General features: G+C 67.8%; 16 protein-coding genes. 5 read left to right on the top strand and 11 right to left on the bottom strand.

What is annotated here, in order from left to right:
- Both F0357_RS18770 and F0357_RS18765 read left to right on the top strand, forming a co-directional pair.
- Positions 1-909: an ABC transporter ATP-binding protein gene (locus tag F0357_RS18770; protein WP_153487466.1), complete on the top strand. Its 909-nt coding sequence runs from the start codon at positions 1-3 to the stop codon at positions 907-909.
- Complete coding sequence (locus F0357_RS18765; protein ID WP_208948507.1) at positions 906-1,613, top strand: ABC transporter ATP-binding protein; 708 nt, start codon at positions 906-908, stop codon at positions 1,611-1,613. The genes F0357_RS18770 and F0357_RS18765 overlap by 4 nt, the downstream gene beginning before the upstream one ends.
- Before the next feature lie 44 nt (positions 1,614-1,657).
- Here the strand turns inward: F0357_RS18765 and F0357_RS18760 are convergent, their stop codons facing one another.
- The 11 genes from F0357_RS18760 to F0357_RS18710 form a co-directional block, all read right to left on the bottom strand.
- Positions 1,658-2,887 carry an acyl-CoA dehydrogenase family protein gene (locus tag F0357_RS18760; RefSeq protein ID WP_312861729.1) on the bottom strand — a complete coding sequence of 410 codons (1,230 nt, stop codon included), beginning with the start codon at positions 2,885-2,887 and terminating at the stop codon, positions 1,658-1,660.
- 51 nt (positions 2,888-2,938) lie between these two features.
- Entirely contained in the window at positions 2,939-3,745 is an 807-nt protein-coding gene (locus F0357_RS18755) for an ABC transporter ATP-binding protein (RefSeq protein WP_153487462.1), read from the bottom strand.
- Between the two features lie 28 nt (positions 3,746-3,773).
- On the bottom strand, positions 3,774-5,129 hold the full coding sequence (locus tag F0357_RS18750; protein ID WP_153487459.1) for an ABC transporter substrate-binding protein: 1,356 nt from the start codon (positions 5,127-5,129) through the stop codon (positions 3,774-3,776).
- Between the two features lie 43 nt (positions 5,130-5,172).
- Positions 5,173-6,246 (bottom strand): branched-chain amino acid ABC transporter permease, encoded by a 1,074-nt coding sequence (locus tag F0357_RS18745; RefSeq protein ID WP_153487455.1) that lies wholly within the window; start codon positions 6,244-6,246, stop codon positions 5,173-5,175.
- 3 nt (positions 6,247-6,249) lie between these two features.
- The gene (locus F0357_RS18740) at positions 6,250-7,131 is read right to left on the bottom strand and encodes a branched-chain amino acid ABC transporter permease (protein ID WP_153487451.1); all 882 of its coding nucleotides are present in this window, start codon (positions 7,129-7,131) and stop codon (positions 6,250-6,252) included.
- 8 nt (positions 7,132-7,139) lie between these two features.
- Positions 7,140-7,910, bottom strand: coding sequence for an ABC transporter ATP-binding protein (locus F0357_RS18735; protein ID WP_153487449.1), 771 nt, complete (start codon positions 7,908-7,910; stop codon positions 7,140-7,142).
- 5 nt (positions 7,911-7,915) lie between these two features.
- Positions 7,916-9,337 carry an LLM class flavin-dependent oxidoreductase gene (locus F0357_RS18730; RefSeq protein ID WP_153487446.1) on the bottom strand — a complete coding sequence of 474 codons (1,422 nt, stop codon included), beginning with the start codon at positions 9,335-9,337 and terminating at the stop codon, positions 7,916-7,918.
- 278 nt (positions 9,338-9,615) lie between these two features.
- Positions 9,616-11,025: an LLM class flavin-dependent oxidoreductase gene (locus tag F0357_RS18725; RefSeq protein WP_153487444.1), complete on the bottom strand. Its 1,410-nt coding sequence runs from the start codon at positions 11,023-11,025 to the stop codon at positions 9,616-9,618.
- A gap of 94 nt (positions 11,026-11,119) precedes the next feature.
- On the bottom strand, positions 11,120-12,184 hold the full coding sequence (locus tag F0357_RS18720; protein WP_153487441.1) for a substrate-binding domain-containing protein: 1,065 nt from the start codon (positions 12,182-12,184) through the stop codon (positions 11,120-11,122).
- Positions 12,185-12,213: 29 nt separating this feature from the next.
- Positions 12,214-13,239 carry an ABC transporter permease gene (locus F0357_RS18715; protein WP_153487438.1) on the bottom strand — a complete coding sequence of 342 codons (1,026 nt, stop codon included), beginning with the start codon at positions 13,237-13,239 and terminating at the stop codon, positions 12,214-12,216.
- Between the two features lie 32 nt (positions 13,240-13,271).
- A complete protein-coding gene (locus tag F0357_RS18710) occupies positions 13,272-14,780 on the bottom strand; it encodes a sugar ABC transporter ATP-binding protein (RefSeq protein WP_208948472.1) in 1,509 nt (502 codons plus the stop codon).
- A gap of 563 nt (positions 14,781-15,343) precedes the next feature.
- Between F0357_RS18710 and F0357_RS18705 the strand changes: the two genes are divergently transcribed.
- Genes F0357_RS18705 through F0357_RS18695 form a run of 3 tightly spaced genes read left to right on the top strand, consistent with a single transcriptional unit; the run spans position 15,344 to position 18,670 of the window.
- The gene (locus F0357_RS18705; RefSeq protein WP_153487436.1) at positions 15,344-16,387 is read left to right on the top strand and encodes an amino acid ABC transporter substrate-binding protein; all 1,044 of its coding nucleotides are present in this window, start codon (positions 15,344-15,346) and stop codon (positions 16,385-16,387) included.
- Between the two features lie 10 nt (positions 16,388-16,397).
- Positions 16,398-17,591 carry an amino acid ABC transporter permease gene (locus F0357_RS18700; protein ID WP_153487434.1) on the top strand — a complete coding sequence of 398 codons (1,194 nt, stop codon included), beginning with the start codon at positions 16,398-16,400 and terminating at the stop codon, positions 17,589-17,591.
- Positions 17,588-18,670 (top strand): amino acid ABC transporter permease, encoded by a 1,083-nt coding sequence (locus F0357_RS18695; protein WP_153487423.1) that lies wholly within the window; start codon positions 17,588-17,590, stop codon positions 18,668-18,670. Before F0357_RS18700 ends, F0357_RS18695 begins: the two co-directional genes overlap by 4 nt.
- The last annotated feature ends 8 nt before the right edge of the window (positions 18,671-18,678 follow it).

Here is an 18,678-nt window from a genome sequence, read left to right as displayed (position 1 = left end):
ATGACCGCCTCGCCCCCCCACCAACCGGACGCATCGCCGCTCCTCGCGGTCGAAGCCCTCTCGATCGCCTTCCCGGGCCAAGGCGGCCGGCGAGCCGTCGAATCCGTCTCCTTCTCGATGGGGGCCGAACGGGTCGGCATCGTCGGGGAATCCGGCTCCGGCAAGTCGCTCACGGCCCGCGCCATCATGGGCCTGCTGCCGGCCTCCGCCCGGCTCGAAGCCGAGACGCTCGCGGTGGCCGGGCGCTCGCTCCTCGCCTTCTCGCCGCGGGACTGGACGCACTTCCGCGGCCGCGAGGTCGGGCTCGTCCTCCAGGACCCTCGTGTCGCGCTCGATCCGGTCATGGCGGTCGGCGCGCAGATCGAGGAGAGCCTGCGGCTCCACACCAAGCTCGGCCGCGCCGAGCGGCGGGACAAAGTGCTCGCCGCCTTGGAGAGCGTCGGCCTGCCCGACCCCGTCCGGATCGCCCGGGCCTATCCGCATGAACTCTCTGGCGGCATGGGCCAGCGCGCCATGATCGCCTCCGTCCTCGTCACCGAGCCGCGCCTCCTCATCGCCGACGAGCCGACCTCGGCCCTCGACCATCACCTGCGCGATCAGGTGCTGGAGCTCTTGATCGGTTTGACCGAGGCGCGGGGCATGGGCCTGATCCTCATCAGCCACGACCTCGAGCAGGTGTCGCGGGTGTGCGACCGGGCGATCGTGATGTTCCGCGGGCGGATCGTCGACCGCGGCCGGGCCGCCGATCTGCCCCTCTCGACGCACCCCTACACCAGCACCCTGTGGCGCTGCCGTCCGTCGGCGACGACGCGGGGAACCCGCCTGCCCACCCTCGACCGGGCGAGCCTGGACGCGGCGCATCTGGACGCCGCGAGTTTGGAGACCGCGAGCTTGGAGACATCGCCGTGAGCGCGGTCCGCATCGAAGACCTCGTCATCGACTTCGAGCGGGACGGGGAGACGCGGTCCGTGGTGAACGGGGTCTCCTTCTCGATCGCCGCGGAGGAAACCTTCGGCCTGATCGGCCCGTCGGGGTGCGGCAAGTCGACCGTTCTCCGGGTGCTCGCCGGCATCAACCGCGCCTGGCGCGGCCGCATCGACCTTCTCGGCGCGCCGCTCGTGCCGGGAACCCGGCTCGCAGGCCGGCGCCGGCGCGCGGTGCAGATGGTGTTCCAGGACCCTTACGGCTCGCTGCATCCGCGCCACCGCATCCGCCGCACGCTGACGGAGCCGATGGTGGTGGCCGGCTTCGACGACCGAGAGCGGCGGCTCGCCGACGCGCTCGCCCAGGTCGGGTTTTCCCCGGACATCGCCGAGCGCTATCCGCACCAATTGTCGGGCGGGCAGCGCCAGCGCATCGCCATCGCGCGCGCCCTGGTCGTCGAGCCGGATTTGCTCCTGCTCGACGAGCCGACCTCGGCCCTCGACATGTCGGTCCAGGCCGACATCCTGAACCTCTTGCAGGATCTCAAGGCGCGCCGGCCGATGACGACGGTGCTGGTGAGCCACGATCCCGGCGTCGTCGCCCACCTGTGCGACCGGGTGGTCAGGATGGAAGCCGGGCGGATCATCGGCGAGGAGATCTACGGGGCCGCCCCCGCGACCGCAGGCTGACCCCGAGAGCTGACCCCGATCCTGGACCGCGTTGCCCGTCTCACTCAGGTGGGCGTGGCGCCGATGGTCCACTGGAACGGCGGCAGCGTACCGTTCACGGCATAATCGCCGACGATCCGGTCCTTGTAGATCCGCGGATTGTGCGAGCTCAGGGTGCGCGCATTGCGCCAATAGCGATCGAGCGCCTTCGGGCGGCTCGTCGCGGACGCCCCGAGCGCATCGAACAGGACCGTGGTCGCCTCGAGCACCAGGCTGGTCACGACCGTCTGCGCCTGCGCCACCTCGATCTCGGCGGCGATGTTCGCCGCCTCTTCCGCGGCCTCGTCGCCCGCCCCGTGGGCGAGGGCGGCGCGCTCGAGCGCAGCCGTCGCCTTCTCCACGATCGCGCCCGCGGCATAAGCATGGCTGTGCACCTTGCCGACCACCTGGAGGATCTGCGGATCCTGCGCGGCGACCGGCGCGGCGGCGTGGGAGAACGTGCGGCGGCGCTCGGCGACGGCGGCGGCGACGTCGCTCGCCGCCGCCCGCGCGATGCCGGCGAGGGTCGCGAGGTGGACGGTCTGGAAGAAGGCCGCCGAATAGCGGAACCGGTTGCCGTCGCCGATCACGTCCTCGTCCGCGACCGGAACCTTGTCGAACACGGCGGTGCCGCTCGCGGTGAGGATCTGGCCGAAGCCGTCCCAATCGTCCGCGATGTCGATACCGGCCGCGCTCCGCGGCACGCGGACCATGACGGACTCGCCCGCATCGTCGATGGCACCGACCTCGATCCAATCGGCGTAGAGCGAGCCGGTCGTGTAATATTTCTTGCCTGTGAGGACGAGCCCGCTGCCGTTGCGCGTCACTCGCGTGTCGAAGGTCCCGACGACCGCGTTGCCGATCTCGGTCCAGGCGCCGCCGACGAGCTCTCCGCCGCCGAGCCGTGTGAGCCAAGCGTCGCGCTGCGGGCTCTCCGGCGCGTTGACGACGTCCTCGATGAAGGCGAAATGGGACCGCAGCGCCTGGGGCAGGTTGGAATCCGCCGCCGCGAGTTCGGTCAGCAGCGCAAAGAATTCCGGCAGCGTGACGCCGGCCCCGCCGAAGCGTTGCGGCACCCGGAGCGCGGTGAAGCCCGCCTCGCGCAACAGGCCGATCTCCTCGAAGGGGAGGGTGCGCGTCACCTCGCGCTTCGCCGCGCCCTCGCGGATGCGAGCGAACAGGGGGCGAAAGCGATCGGCGAGCGCCTCGTAGGAACCGCTGGGGCCGACGCCCCAAACACCATGCGGAAAGGTCACGAAGGAAACTCCAGAGCGAATGCGAGAAACGGGTCGAAGCTGGGCGAGGGATCAGGGGCTCGGCGGCGGCGCGGTGCTGCGACCGAGATAGAACTCCGCCACGTCGTCCCGCGCGGCGAGGTCGGCCGCCGTGCCGGAGGCGGCGATCCGGCCGGTCTCCAGCACGTAGCCGTGGTCGGCATAGCGCAGCGCGAGGGTGGCGTTCTGTTCGGACAGGAGGAAGCTCACGCCCTCGTCGCGATTGAGGGCACGGATGATCTCGAAGATCTCCTCGACGATGATCGGCGCGAGACCCATCGACGGCTCGTCGAGCAGAACGAGGCGCGGCTTCGTCATCAGGGCGCGGCCGATCGCCGTCATCTGCTGCTCGCCGCCCGAGGTCAGGCCGGCCTTGGTGCGGCGCTTCTGCTTGAGACGCGGGAACCACGCATAGATGCGCTCCAAGTCGGCGCGCAGGGTCGCCCGGCTCGGCCGCCGCACGAAGCCGCCCGACAGGATGTTCTCCTCGACGCTCAATTGCGGAAAGACGTGGCGACCCTCCAGCACCTGGACGATGCCGCGGGCGACGAGATCGGCGGGGTCGAGCCGGGTGGTCGGCTCGCCGCGCCAGGAGATCGTCCCGCGGGTGAGCGACCCGCGGGACTGGGCGAGGAGATTGGAGATCGCCTTGAGCGTCGTGGTCTTGCCGGCACCGTTGGCCCCGAGGAGGGCGACGATCGCGCCCTCCTCGACCTCGAGTGAGACGCCGCGCAGCGCCAGGATCGCGCCGCCATAGACCGCCTCGAGATCGCGCACTTCGAGGAAGGGCGCGGCCGCGGTCCGTGGGGCGACGTCGGCGGTGTGGGACACGGCGCTCATGCGATCCTCCGTGGCTCGGTCCGGCGGCTCAGTTGGTCGTGCCGTCGGCGTTGCGCGGGGTGATGCCCTTCTCCTTGGCGTAGGCCGCGGCCTTCTCCAGGATGACGGGGCGCAGAAGGTCGGTGTCGGCGGGAATCCAGTCGCTGACCGTGTTCCACTTCTCGCCGTCCCACTGGATGACGCGGGCGATGCCGCCGCCTTCGTGGTCGGAGGGCGAGAGCTTGAGGGTCGGGGCGAGCCCGACGGCGCCAATCTCGGCGAGGCGCTTCTCGGTGATGTCGAGATGTTCGAGGCCCCACTGGCCCTCTTCGCCGTTGATCGGACGGTTGCCGAACTTCCCCTGCGCCGTGCGGATCGCCTCGGTCAGAATGATCGCGTCGACGAGACCCGAATTGTAATAGACCGAGCCGAAGCTCTTCGGGTCCTTCAGGTTGCTGAGGCCCTTGTCGATCACGTACTTCTTGAGCTTCTCGTCGAGCGGGAAGTTGCTGCCCGCCGGATAGGTGGTGATGGCGAGGTAGCCCTTGCCGACCGCACCGGCCGGGCGCACGTCTTCCTCGGAGCTCGACCAGATGCCGCCGATGATGTGGTTGACGGGGAAGCCGACCTTCGCGGCGGTCTTGATCGCGACCGGCGTCATCACGCCCCAGCCGCGCAGAAAGACCCAATCCGGCTTGATCTGGCGGATGCGCGCCCATTCGGCGGTCTGGTCGTTGCCGGGATGCGGCACGGGGATCTGGATGTCCTCGAAGCCGTAGGTCTTGGCGAGCAGCGCGAGCGGCGTCTGCGTCTCCTTGCCGTAGGGGGAATCGTGATAGAGCGTCACGATCTTGAGGCCCTTCAGCTTGTCCTTACCGCCCGAAACCTGGGCGATGTAGTTGATCGCGGTCGAGGCTTCCGAATAGAAGCTCAGCACGACGGGGAACGAGTAGGGGAAGACGCGGCCGTCGACGGATTCCGTCGGGCCGTAGTTCAGCGTCAGCAGCGGAATCTTGTCGGCGGTCGCCTTCTCGAGCAGCGCCTTGGCGATCGGGTCGGAATGCGGCCACAGGATCGGCACCGGCGAGCCGTCCTTGCCGTGCTTCACCCGTTCATAGCATTCGAGACCCTTCTCGACGCCCCACTCGGTTTCGCATTCATCCCACACGAGCTTGACGCCGTTGATGCCGCCCTCGGCCTTGTTGAGATAGGTGAAGTAGTCGATGATGCCGGCCCAGATCGGGATGCCGCTCGAAGCATAGGCGCCGACGCGATAGGTCAGCAGCGGGATATATTGGACCTTGGCGTCCTCGGCCGCGGCGGGGGCGACCGTGCCGAACGCAAGGCCGACGCCGACGACGGCGAGCGCCGCGCTGCGCCAGAGCGATTTCAGGGAGAATTTCATCGGGGTCTCCGGGACGGGTGAGCGGGAGGGGAGGGGGATTGCGTCAGGATCGCGCGGGCGAACGCAGCCACCGCACGGCGCGGGCGAGGAGCTCGGCGAGACCGCGGGGTTCCTTGATGAGGAACCAGATGATCAGCGCGCCGAAGAGAACCTTCTGGAAATTCTCGAGCTGGCCCGCATCGATGGCTCCGCCGAGGAGGCCGCCGGCGACGCGGTCGATCAGGATCGGCAGGAGCACGATGAAGGCGGCGCCGATGACGCTGCCGACGAGGCTGCCGAGACCGCCGATGATGATGATGAACATCACCTGGAACGAGCGGTCGAGGTTGAAGCTGCCGGCATCGACGGTGCCGAGATAGGCGAACGCCCACAGCGCGCCGGCGATGCCGCAGACGAAGCCGCCGACGAAGAAGGCCGAGAGCTTGCCGCGCGCGACCGGCACGCCGATCACGGCGGCGGCGGTGTCCATGTCGCGGATCGCCATCCAGGTGCGGCCGGTCTCGCTACGCACCAGCTTGGCGGCGATTGTCGCGATCACCACGACGCTGGTCAGGGTCAGGAGGTAGCGTCCGGCCGGCGACGACAGATCGTGACCGGCGATCTCGAGGCGGGGCGCCGAGATCGAGCTCGAACTCGAATAGTTCGAGAACCAGCCATATTGGTTGAAGATCCAGGTGAGGAGGAACTGCGCGGCGAGCGTCGTCGCGAGCAGGTAGAAGCCCTTGATGCGCAGGCTCGGCAGGCCGACGACGACGCCGACGAGGCCCGAGAGGAGGCCGCCCAGCACGAGACTGACGGGCAGCGGCAAGTCAGGCAGGCGGAGCAGCAGGTTGTAGGTGGCGTAGGCGCCCGTCGCCATGAAGGCGCCGGTGCCGAGCGAAGCCTGCCCCGCATAGCCCATCAGGAGATTGAGACCGATGCTGGCGAGCGTCATCACCAGGAACGGGATCAGGATGGCGTTGAGCCAATAATCGTCCCCGACGAGAGGGACGCCCACGAACAGCACGAGAGCGGCGAGCCCGCCGAGGGCGAGTGCGAGGCCCCGCGCGTTGGGCGATCCGCTCGCGAAGGCCGGGGCGGCGGCGACCGCCGGGGAGCCCGTTTCGATCGACGACATCGCTCAAACCCTTTCGATCGCCCGCTCGCCGAACAGGCCGGCGGGCCGCACCAGGAGGAAGCCGACGGCGAGCAGATAGGCGAACCAGGTGGAGACGCTGCCGCCGAGGAGGGGGCCGAGATAGATCTCGGCGAGCGCATCCCCCGCACCGACGATGAGGCCGCCGACGATCGCTCCGGCGATCGAGGTGAACCCGCCGATGATGAGGACGGGCAGCGCCTTCAGAACCACGAGCGTCAGCGAAAACTGGACGCCCTGCCGCGCGCCCCACAGCAGGCCCGCGACGAGGGCGACGAAGCCGGCGACGCCCCAAACGATGCGCCAGAGCCGTTGCAGCCGGATGCCGATCGACAGGGCGGCCTGCGGATCGTCGGCGATGGCCCGCAGCGCGATGCCGGTCCGCGTCCAGTTGAAGAACAGCGACAGCCCGACGACGAGGACGCCCGCCGCCGCGGCCGCAACGAGGTCGAATTGGCTGACGAGGATGGGGCCGATCTCGACCGGAACATCGACGATGCCGAGATCGAGTTCGTGGACGCTTGCACCCATCAGGATCTGCGCGCCGCCTTCGATGACGTAGCTGAGGCCCAGGGTCGCCATGAACAGGGTGATCTGCGACTGGCCGACGAGCGGGCGCAGCACGACGCGCTCCACCGCGATCGCCAGCGCCACCATGATGACGAGGGTGGCGAGACCGGCCAGCCAGAGATCGATGCCCCGCTCGCGCAAGGTGACGAAGGTGAGCGCCGCGCAGAGCACGAGCGACCCTTGGGCGAAATTGAAGACGCCGGAGGCCTTGTAGATCAGCACGAAGCCGATCGCGACGAGCGAATACATCACGCCCGCGAGGAGACCGCCGACCAATGTCTCGATGAAGAAGGACATGGGGCGCCTCAGTGAACCGTGCCGAGATAGGCGGCGATGACATCCGGGTTGTGCCGGACCTCTTCCGGCGAGCCGTCCCCGACCTTGCGGCCGTAATCGAGCACGACGACGTGGTGGGAGAGCCCCATGACGACGCCGATATCGTGCTCGATCAGCACCACCGTGGTGCCGTAGGTCGCATTGGCGTCCCGGATGAAGCGGCTCATCTCGCGCTTCTCGTCCTGGTTCATGCCGGCCATCGGCTCATCGAGCAGGAGGAGCCGCGGCCGGGCGACGAGCGCGCGGGCGAGATCGACACGCTTCTGCACGCCGTAGGGCAGGGTCGAGACGATGCGGTCGCGGTAGGGCACGAGGTTGAGGAAGGCGATCGTTTCCTCGGCGCGACGGCGGAAATCGCGCGCTTCGGCCCGCTCGCGCTTCAGCCCGAAGGCGTGTTCGACGAGGGTGGTGCGGCTCAGCCGGGTGAGGCCGGCGAGTACGTTGTCGAGAACGCTCAGGCGGCCGAACAGGGCATTGTGCTGGAAGGTGCGGCCGATCCCGAGCCGCGCCGCCCGGCCGGGCCGGATGCGCACGAAGCGGTGCCCGTCGAGCACCACATCGCCGCGATCGGCCCGGTAGACCCCGTTGATGACGTTGAGGAGCGAGCTCTTGCCCGCCCCGTTCGGCCCGATCAGCGCGCAGATCTCGCCCCGCGCGACCTCGAAGCTCAAGGCGTTGAGCGCCTTGATGCCTTTGAAGGAGAGCGAGACGTTCTCGAGCTTCAGGATCGGGTCGGCCATCGCGATCAGGCCTGAACCGGCTCGGGCACGGGCGCCGGGGCCTCGGCGGCCTCGCGGCGCTTCACCGCCTCGATGTCGCGGTAGCGATCGGCCGGATGGGTCGCCGGCAGATAGGGACCCGCGCCGAACAGCTTCTCGCGCAGCGTGCCCGGCCGGTAGGCGGTCGGATAGACGCCGCGCCGCTGCAATTCCGGCACCAGATAGCCGACGACGTCCTCGAAGCTCTCCGGCGTCACCGCATAGGCGAGATTGAAGCCGTCGACGTCGGTCTCGGCGACCCACTGCTCGAGGATGTCGGCAACCGTCGAGGGCGACCCCACGAAGATGGGACCAAGGCCGCCGATGCCGCCCCACGCCGCCAGTTCCTCGATGGTCCACGACTTCTCACCGCCGGCGAAGGTCTCGACCATCGAGATGATCGCGTTGGTCTCGACCTTGCGGACGAGATCGGTCGGCGCATATTGGCCGAAATCGATGCCGCTCCAGCCCGACATGAAGACGAGCGAGCCGTCATAAGAGGCGTGCGACTGGTATTCGCGGAACTTCGCCTCGGCCTTCTCGTCGGTCTCGTCGACGATGATCGTGATGAGGTTGTAGACGTAGATCTTGCGCGGGTCGCGCCCGGCGGCGGCGGCCTGACGACGGATGTCGGCGACGTAGGCCTTCAGCACCGACTTGATCGGCGAGGCGACGAAGACGCACTCGGCGTGCTCGGCGGCGAACTTCTTGCCGGCCCCCGAGGCGCCCGCCTGATAGAGCAGCGGCGTGCGCTGGGGCGACGGCTCGCAGAGATGATAGCCGGGCACCTCGAAGAACTTGCCCTTATGGCCGATCTCGTGGACCTTGGCCGGGTCGGTGAAGATGCCGCGCTCGCGGTCGCGGACGACGGCGCCTTCCTCCCAACTGCCTTCGAACAGCTTGTAGAGCACCTCGACATATTCGGCCGCGACTTCGTAGCGGTTGTCGTGCCGCCGCAATCCGCCCTGGCCGATATTCTTCGCCCCGCTCTCGAGATAGGAGGTGACGATGTTCCAGCCGACGCGGCCCTTGGTGTGGTGGTCGGCGGTGGAGAGGCGGCGGGCGAACGTGTAGGGGTGCTCGAACGAGGTCGAGGCGGTGATGCCGATGCCGAGATGCTCGGTCGCGAGCGCGATCGGCGCGGCGAGCTGAAGCGGATCGTTGACCGGGATCTGCGCCGCCTCGCGGATAGCGTGGACGTTGCTGCCCTTGTAGACGTCGTAATAGCCGATCACGTCGGCGATGAAGATGCCGTCGAAGATGCCGCGTTCCAGCGTGCGCCCGACATCCTGCCAATAATCGAGATCCTTGTATTTCCAAGATTTGTCACGCGGATGCCGCCACAACCCAGGCGATTGGTGGGCCACGCAATTCATATCGAAGGCATTGAAGCGGATCTGGCGCGTCATCTCGAAACCCGGAAAGTGGCCCGAACGCCGGGAGGGGCGTCGGGATCGGTGTCGATGATGCGGGAGCGAGGCGGCATAAACCAGAATGTTTATATTCAAAATAGTCTATTCAGCGGAAGGCCATTCCGGCTGAGCCGGGCGCAACGCACCGATCGCCATCGCGCGGCCGCCGAAGACCGCTTGCCCATGGGTGGCGCCGTGTCCAGCCGCCGCCCCTTCGCCGGCCTGAGACGTCGCCTTCCGCCGCCGATCGAACGCCTCGGACCGATCGAAAACGGCTACGCGACCACAACCGCACGGTCGTGCCGGAACGACGCCGCCGGATGGGGATGTTGCAGACGCCGACGGCCGCGACCGTAGATCTTCTCGCGGAAGGTGCCTTCGCCGTAGCCGCGTTTGTAGACGCCGCGACGCTGAAGTTCGGGCACGACCAGTTCAATGAAGTCAACGAAGCTCTCGTAGCGGAGGGCGTGTGAGAGATTGAAGCCGTCCGCGCCGGTATCGCGCTGCCATTCCTGCAGCAGGTCGGCGATTGTCTCCGGCGTCCCGACCAGGGTCGTCGTGCTGCCGCCGGCAAGCCCGGCATCGGCCAATTGGCGGGGCGTCCAAGTCCGCTTCTCGGGGTTGGTGCGGGTCAGCGCTTCGAGCCCGGAGCGGATCGCGTCGTTCTCGACATAGCGCAGCGGCTCGTCGAGGCCGTAGCGATCGAAATCGATCCCGGTCCAGCCGGATTGCAGGGCGAGCGACGCCTCGAGGCTCGCGTGCCGGCGATAGTCTTCGAGCTTCGCCCGGGCCGCTTGCTCGGTTTTCGCCACCACGACATGGAGTTCGACGAAAGCCTTCACATCGGCCTGATCGCGCCCCAGAGCAGCGGCGCGGCGGCGAATGTCGGCGATGTGGGAGGCGACGGTGGCTTTGGAGCGGCCGTTGATGAAGACCGCCTCGGCATGACGGGCGGCGAAAGCGCGCCCTTTCTCAGACGTGCCGGCCTGGAACAGAAGTGGCGTGCGCTGCGGCGACGGCTCGCTCAGGTGCACCGCATCGAGCTTGTAATGGGGACCGTCGTGATGCACGGCCCGCACGCGGCGCGGGTCGGCGTAGGTCGCGCCCGCGCGGTCCGCCACCACGGCGTCGTCGTCCCAACTGCCCTCCCAGAGCTTGTAGACCACCTCCATATAATCGTGGGCGACCTCGTAGCGGGTGTCGTGCGCGGTCTGCCGCGCCTGGCCGGCGCCGCGGGCGGCGCTGTCCAGATAGCCCGTCACGATGTTCCAGCCGATCCGGCCACCGGTGAGGTGGTCGAGCGTGGAGAGACGGCGGGCGAACGTGTAAGGCGGCTCGAAGGAGAGGATCGCCGTGGCGGCGAAGCACAGATGCCGGGTCACCGCCGCCATCGCCGGGATGATCAGCAGAGGATCGTTGTTCGGCACCTGCGTGCCGTAGCGCAGAGCGGTTTCCGGTCCGCCCCGGTACACATCGTAGAGCCCGAGCACGTCGGCGAGAAAGAGCGCGTCGAACAGCCCGCTTTCGAGGAGCTTGGCGAGCTCCATCCAATGCTCGAGCGTCTTGTAGCCGAGCGAGGTGTCGCGCGGGTGGGTCCAGAGCGCCCCCGAGAGGTGCCCGAGGCAATTCATGTCGAAGGCGTTGATCCGGATTTCGGGAGCGTTGTCGCTGTCGCGCGCGGGCATCGGCACAATCCGGAGGCAAGACGAGGGGAAGAAAAAGGAAAGACGATGCGGGACACCGCGCGGACGTCGCGACGCGGTGTCCCGGGGGCAGGCCTCATTTCGGCGCCGGGATCCAGGGAGCCGAAGCGACGCTGCGGCCGAGGAACGCCGGCAGCTTCTGCGTCAGGTTCGCCTCGGTCTGGATATCGTTCTCTTCCAGGAACTGGCGGGTGATGAGCGTCGGCGCGAGCAGCACCTTCTTTTCCTGGAGCTGACCGGTGATCGCGAGGGCGAGGGCACGCACCTGCACCTCGCCACCGCCCTCCGCGCTCGTCGCGGCCGTCGCCACCCAGGGGCTGCTCGGCTCGCGGATCTCCTGGATGTCGGAGGTCGAGACATCGACGCTGTAGATCTTCACCTTGTCCTGAAGACCCGCCTCGTTGACCGCGATCTTGGCACCGCGGGCGAACTCGTCGTAGGGCGCGAGGATCACGGTGATCTCCGGGTGAGCCCGCAGCACCGCCGCCGTTTGGTTCGCCACCGATTGCGCCGTGGTGTCGTCCACCGTGCCCCACTGGGCCACCTGCTTGATGCCGGGATGCTTCGCCTTGAACGCGGTCCAGGCCTTGTCGCGCCGATCGAGCGCCGGGAAGCCTTCCACGTAGATGTAGCCGGCCGAGAAATTGTCGCCGTTGTCCTTGAGCACCTGATCGAGCACCAGGTCGAGCTGCTTGCTCTCGTCCTGATCGACGATGATCACACCGGGGTTCGTCAGGTAGATGTTGCCGGCGACGACCTTGATGCCCTTGTCGAGCGCCTCTTGCACGACGTCGTCCACGGCTTCGGCCTTGCCGCCGGAGACGATGATGCCCTGGACGCCGAGGTCGATCGCCTGACGGATCTGCTCGCGCTGTTCGTCGGGCTTCTGCCGGCCCGGGAAGATCCGCAGATCGACGCCGAGCGCCTTGGCCTGGCGCGTCGCGCCCGCTTCGGCGGCCTGGAAATAATCGCCGCCGGACAGATAGGCGACGAGGGCGATCTTCACCCCGCCTTTGTCGAACGGCGCCGGCGCGCCGGGAATGCCGTCGGCGTAGGCGGCGCCGGCGAGGCCGAGCCCCGCCGCGAGCGCGAGGCTCGCGACGGCTTTGAATCCGAAGCGGGTCTTGGGGGAGAAAAGCATGACGACGAGCCTTGCGTGGGAGAAGAAGATCAGGCGCGGTTGCGCGATAAGCCGAAAGTCAACGCGAGCGCGCCGATGAGAACGGCGCCTTTGACGAAGTCCTGGAGGTAATAGGGAGCGTTCATCATGGTCAGGCCGTTCAAAAGAACGCCGACGAAGATCGCCCCGACGATGGTGCCGAAGATGTTCGGCCGGTTGACCCCGAGCACGGCATAGCCGATCAGCGCCGCCGCGACGGCATCGAGCATCAGACCGTTACCGGCGCTCACGTCGCCGCGCCCGATCCGGCCGGCAAGCAGAATGCCGCCGATCGCCGCCGTCAGCGACGAGAGCACATAAGCGAGCACGCGGTAGAGGCGCGTCGAGGCACCGGCCATGCGGGCGGCGAGCTCGCTGCCGCCGACGGCATAGAAGACGCGGCCATAACGCGTGCGCTCCATCACGAACCAGAGCGCGAAGGCGACGACCGCGAGCGCGATCACCGGGACCGGCACGATGTCCCAGACCCGGTAGCGGCCGAGCGCGAGGAAGCTCTGCGGGAAGACACCGGGCGCCGTCGTTCCGTCGAGCAGCGTCATGCCGGGCGCGATCGAGCGCCCGCCGGTCGGAATGAGCTGAAGACCGGCGAGGAGGAAGAGCGTACCGAGCGTCGCGAGCAGATCGGGAATGCGCACGACGACGATGAGGAAGGCGTTGAAGAGCCCGACGGCGAGCCCGATCGCGAGACAGACGGCGACCGCCACCGGGGTCGATCCGTCGAGCGCGATCAGGACGTAGGCCGCCGCCATCTGAATGAAGGCCGCAAGGCCCCCGACCGAGATGTCGAAGCCGCCGGTGATGGTCGTCACCGTCACGCCGACGCCGAGCAGCGCCACGATCGCGACGGCCTGGAGGATCGAGAAGAGGTTGTTGACCCTCAGGAAGGCGGGCTGGGCGTTCGTGAAGATCACGACGAGCACCGCGAGCAGGAGGAAGATGCCGTACCGGATGAGCCACTCCCGCAGGGGCGGCCGCGACTTCGGCGTGGCGGAGAGGTCGGTGGCGATCGAGGACATGGTTGGGTTCCCGGCGATGCTCTTGGCGACGCTCAGGGCAGAGCGGCAGGTGTCGAGGCGAGGGCGGAGATGAGACGGTCGGCGCTTTCGCAGCGTTGGTCCGTGACCGTCGCGTCGGTCATGGTCACCACGCGGTCGGCGACCTCGAGCGCCTCTTCCAGATCGTTGACGAAGACGATGGTCGCGCGACCCGAGGTTCGATCGCGGATGGCGCGGATGATGTCGTCGCGCGCGCCGATATCGACACCCTGGAACGGCTCGTCGAGGAGCAGCAGCCGCGCCGGCTCGGCGTGCCAGCGGGCGATCACCACCTTCTGCTGATTGCCCCCGGAGAGGGTCGAGGGGGCCACGCGCGGCCCGGGCGCCTTGATCCCGAAGGCGGCGATGAGGCTTGCGGCCGTCGCCTCCTCCCGCGCCGGCTGAACGAGGCCCGCCTTGGACCAGCGCGGCAGGAAGGGGAAGCCGATCGTGCCCGCGATCGAGGCGAACGGCACCACCGATGGGAAGAACGTCGTTCTCCAGCGGTCCTCACCGGCGAGGAAGACGCCGCGGCCGATCGCATCGGCGGGCGAGCGCGGGCGCCAGGGGTCCCCGTCGAGCGTCATCTCGCCCGCCTCGAGCGGCCACAGCCCGAACAGCGCGCCGGCGAGGGACGTCTTGCCGGCGCCAACCGGGCCGGCAACCGCGACCACCTCGCCCGGGTGGACCTCGAAATCGAACGGCTGCGCGGAGCGCCGTAACCGAGCCCCCCGAACGGTCAGGACGGGCCGGCCTTCGTAAGCCTTCGGCTGGCGCGCGGCGGATTCGACCGCGTGCCCGATCATCGTCTTGATCGCCGCGGCGAGATCGAGCGGCGCTTCGAACTTGCCCGCGACGAGGCCGTCGCGGAGCACCACGACGCTGTCAGCGATCCGTTCGAGATCGGCCGTTTTATGGGATATATAAAGAATGGCGACGCCGCGGCTCTTCAAGCCGTCGATCACCTGAAAGAGACGTTCGGCTTCCGGAGCGGACAGGCTCGCGGTCGGTTCGTCGAAGATCAGCACCTTCGGATCGCGGGCGACGGCGCGGGCGATCGCCACGAGCTGGCGCTCGGCGATCGACAATTCGTCGAGACGCCGGCGGAGATCCACCTCGAGGCCGATCGCCGCCGCCACGGCCCGCGCGGCCTCGCGGTCCCGCCGGCCGCCCGCGAAGAGCGAGCCGCCCTCGCAGCGCCGATCGAGCAGGAGATTGTCTTCGACGGACAGCGACAGCACGCCGACATCGGCGATCGATTGATGCACCGCGATCACGCCGAGATCGCGCGCATGGCGCGGTGAGCGCGGTCGGAACGGCGCCCCTTCGAGCAGAACGGTGCCGCCGTCCGTCTGGTGGATACCGCAGAGGATCTTCACGAGCGTCGACTTGCCCGCCCCGTTGGCACCCATGAGAGCCACGGCGCGTCCTGCGTAGAGGGTGAGATCCACCCCCCGCAGGGCCTTGGTCGAGCCGAAGGCCTTGGTGATGTCGTGCGCTGCGAGAACTGAACTGGGAGACACGGGCGCGCTCAACGGGTTCGACGAACGAGAGCGTCAGCCTAGCGTGATCGAGCGGTGGACCGGCAGGAACGTCGACCTAAAAACGACCCTATCGATGGAAAAGATCGGCTGTAGATCGTGAGTTTTTGGAGTCTTCTCAACTCAGCCCGGAGAATTGCATTTATAGAACTCACAGGCGCCGCATGATCGCTGCGAATGGTCAGAAATATATTTCCATAAAAATCGCGATTATTAGATTATAATATCGAACGATTTGAGAAACACGAGCATAGCCGCGCGCCGGCGGCGCGGCGCGCGATGGCCGGCGATAATCGCCCCGACGCCCTAGCCAGAGGTTGCGCCGGAGCCATTTAATTCAACCGCGCCAGCCCAAATTAGAATGGCGTTTCTATATCGACACGTCGGCGCCGCTTAGGATCGGCTCGCCTGATATCTTCCAGCAGACAACAACAAAGGCATCGCCAGGTCTTGGACACCGCATCTCGCGGCCGCGCCGAAGACCGTTCCCCGATCCTCGATCTCTCGCGCGAGCGCCGTGAGACGACATGAAGAGGCATGCCCGAATGCTTTCCCGACTGAGAACAGGTCTGGCGAAGACCGCCGCTTTGACCGTCCTGACGACCGCCGCGATTTCGGCCTTTTCCTTTGCCGCCCACGCCGGCGCGACGCTCGATGCCATCAAGTCGCGCGGGGTCATCAAGGTCGGCGTCGGCACCTCGCCCGGCTTCTTCGCCCCCGACAGCAACGGCAAGTGGCAGGGGCTGTTCATCGATTTCGGTCGGGCACTGGCCATCACCGTCTTCAACGACCCGAACAAGGTGGAGTTCACCTCGTCTTCGCCGCAGCAGCGTCTGCCGGCGCTGCAGGCCGGCGAGTTCGACGTCCTGCTGTCCGGCGTGACCGAGACGATCACCCGCTCGTTCAAGCTCGGCTTCGATTTCGGGCCGGTCATCTTCTATGACGGCCAGGGCCTGCTGGTGAAGAAGTCGCTCGGCATCACCAAGGGCGCCGATCTCGACGGCGCCACCATCGGCGTCCAGAGCGGCACCACGGGCGAGCTCAACATCGCGGACTTCTTCCGCAAGACGGGCAAGAGCTACACGCCGGTCGTGTTCGAGGACAGCAAGGAATTCCTCGCCGCGCTCGAATCCGGCCGCGTCGACGCGCTCACCCAGGATTCCTCCGATCTCGCCTCGCGGCGGACCCAGGCGGCGCACCCGGACGATTACGTGCTGCTTCCGGATCGCCTCTCGAAGGAGCCGTTGGCGCCCGCGATCCGCGGCGGCGACCACGACTGGCTGCAGATCGTCAACTGGACGGTCTACGCGACGATCCAGGCCGAAGAGCTCGGCATCACGTCGAAGAACATCGACGACTTCCTGACCAGCAAGGACCCCTCGATCCAGCGCTTTCTCGGCGTCGATCCCTCGCTCGGCCAGGCCATCGGCCTCGATCCGAAGTTCGCCTACAACATCATCAAGACCGTGGGCAATTATGGCGAGATCTTCGATCGCAATGTCGGCAAGGGCACGCCGCTCAACTTCGATCGCGGCCTGAACCAGATCTGGGAGAAGGGCGGTCTGCTCTATTCCCCGCCGTTCCGGTGACGGTCCGCCGATGACGCAATCCGCACTCCTGGGCGGGGCGGGGGCGCAGGCTCCCGCCCGCAATGCGATCCGGGTCTGGATCGGCGAGCGGCCGGCGACCCAGATCGTGGTGTTCGTCGCCGTCCTCACGCTGTTCGCCTGGCTCGGCGCGACGATGGATGCCAACATCGAGCGCACCGGCATCCGGCCCGGCTTCGACTTCCTGCGCAGCGCCGCCAATTTCGACATCGGCGAAAGCCTGATCGCCTACAGTCCGGCCGACACGTTCGGCCGCGCGATCGTGGTCGGGTTGCTGAACACGCTCGCCGTCTCGGCGGCGGGATGCGTGCTCGCGACCATCCTCGGCGTCGCCCTCGGGATCGGCAGGCTGTCCGAGAACCCGCTGCTGTCGGGTTCCGTGCGGGCCTATGTCGAGCTGATGCGCAACACGCCGCTCCTGTTGCAGCTCTTCGTCTGGAACGGGCTCTTCCACGCCCTGCCGGCGGCGCGGCAGGCCTTCTCGCCGCTACCCGGCATGCTGCTGTCGAACCGCGGCGTCTTCATCCCCGCCCTCACGTTCACGACGCCCGCTATCGCCTGGGCCTTCGCATTCCTCGCTGTGATCCTGGTCGCGGCGCCGATCGTGGCGGCGCGCACCTCGCCCGCCCTCCGGCTGCGGCGGCGCCTGCTCGTCTCGGCGGCTCTCGGGGCGCTCGCGGCCGCGCTCGTCTGGCCCGTGGCGCAGCCGGGCCTCGTCGGCCTCGATGTTCCGGCCCTCAAGGGCTTCAACATCCGTGGCGGCCTCTCGCTGACACCGGAATTCTCGGCCCTCCTCGTCGGGCTCGTCGTCAACGCGGCCGCCGGCATCGCGGAAATCGTGCGCAGCGGCATCGAGGCGATCCCGGCCGGACAATGGGAGGCGGCCCGTTCGCTCGGCCTCTCCCGCGCCAAGGCGTTGCAACTCGTCGTGCTGCCCCAGGCCGTCCGCATCATCCTGCCGGTGATGACGTCGAGCTATCTGAGCCTCACCAAGAACTCGAGCCTCGCGGTGGCGATCGGCTACCCGGACCTCGTCAGCATCGTCAACACGGTCGCCAATCAGACGGGACAGGCCGTCGAGGCGATCTTCATCATGGTCTCCGTCTATCTGATGATCAGCCTCTCGGTGTCGTTCGCCATGAACCGCTACAATGCGCGCCTGATCGCCCGGAGCGGGCGCCGATGACGGCGGTGACCGCCTTCAAGCCTGCGGCCGAAGGCACGCGGGTGGCCGTGCGCCGGGCGCTCGCCAAGTGGCGCAAGGGTCTGTTCGGCTCGCCGCTCAACATCGCGATCACGCTCGCCTACATCCTGTTCGCCGCCGCCGTGCTGTGGCCGTTCGTGCGCTGGGCGTTCGTCGATGCGGTGTTCACGGGGCCCCGCGCCGCGTGCGACGACCGCACCGGCGCGTGCTGGATCTTCGTCATCGAGAAGGCGCGCTTTCTCGTCTTCGCCCTCTATCCGCGCAATCTCGACGGACAGGCGGCCGCGGCAACCGTGCTGATCGCCGCCACGCTGGTGTTGATGGCCGCGCCGCGTTTGTGGGGCCGCAAACTATTCGCGCTGGTGATCGTGGGGTTCGCCGGGGCGATCGGGCTGATGGGCGGGACGCTCACCGGCCACCCGGTCCCAACCCAGAACTGGGGCGGCTTTCCGCTCACCGTGCTGCTCGCGGCGGTGGGCTTCCTCGGCGCGTTCCCGCTCGGAATCGTCCTCGCGCTGGCACGGCGCTCGCGGATGGGCTTGATCCGCCTTCTCGCCGTCGCCTTCATCGAGGGCTTCCGCGGCGTGCCGATGATCGCCGTGCTCTATGTCTCGACGCTGGTCTTCCCGCTGATGATTCCCGCCGGCGCCTCGATCGACAAGCTGTTGCGGGCGCAGATCGCGATCATCCTCTTCGTCGCCGCCTACATGGCGGAAATCGTCCGCTCAGGCCTGCAGTCGGTCGAAACGAGCCAGCTCGAGGGCGGCCGCGCGCTGGGCCTGAGCGACCGTCAGACGATGCAGCTCATCATCCTGCCACAGGCGCTCCGGCGGGTGATCCCCTCCTTCGTCAACCTCGCGATCGGCCTCTTTCTCGACACCACTCTGGTGACGGTGATCGGCCTGTTCGATTTCCTCAACACCGCGCGCGCCGCGGCGACCGACCCGAACTGGCTCGGCTTCTACAACGAGGCCTTCACAGTTGCCGCCATCGTCTATTTCGTGATCTCGGCCGCCGGCTCGCGCTACAGCCTCTGGCTGGAACGCCGGCTGAAGGTGTGAGCCGGAAG

Source organism: Segnochrobactrum spirostomi (assembly GCF_009600605.1).
Classification (GTDB): domain Bacteria; phylum Pseudomonadota; class Alphaproteobacteria; order Rhizobiales; family Segnochrobactraceae; genus Segnochrobactrum; species Segnochrobactrum spirostomi.
The sequence above is the reverse complement of the archived record's forward strand: the minus strand, read 5'-3'. Positions and strand labels throughout refer to the sequence as shown.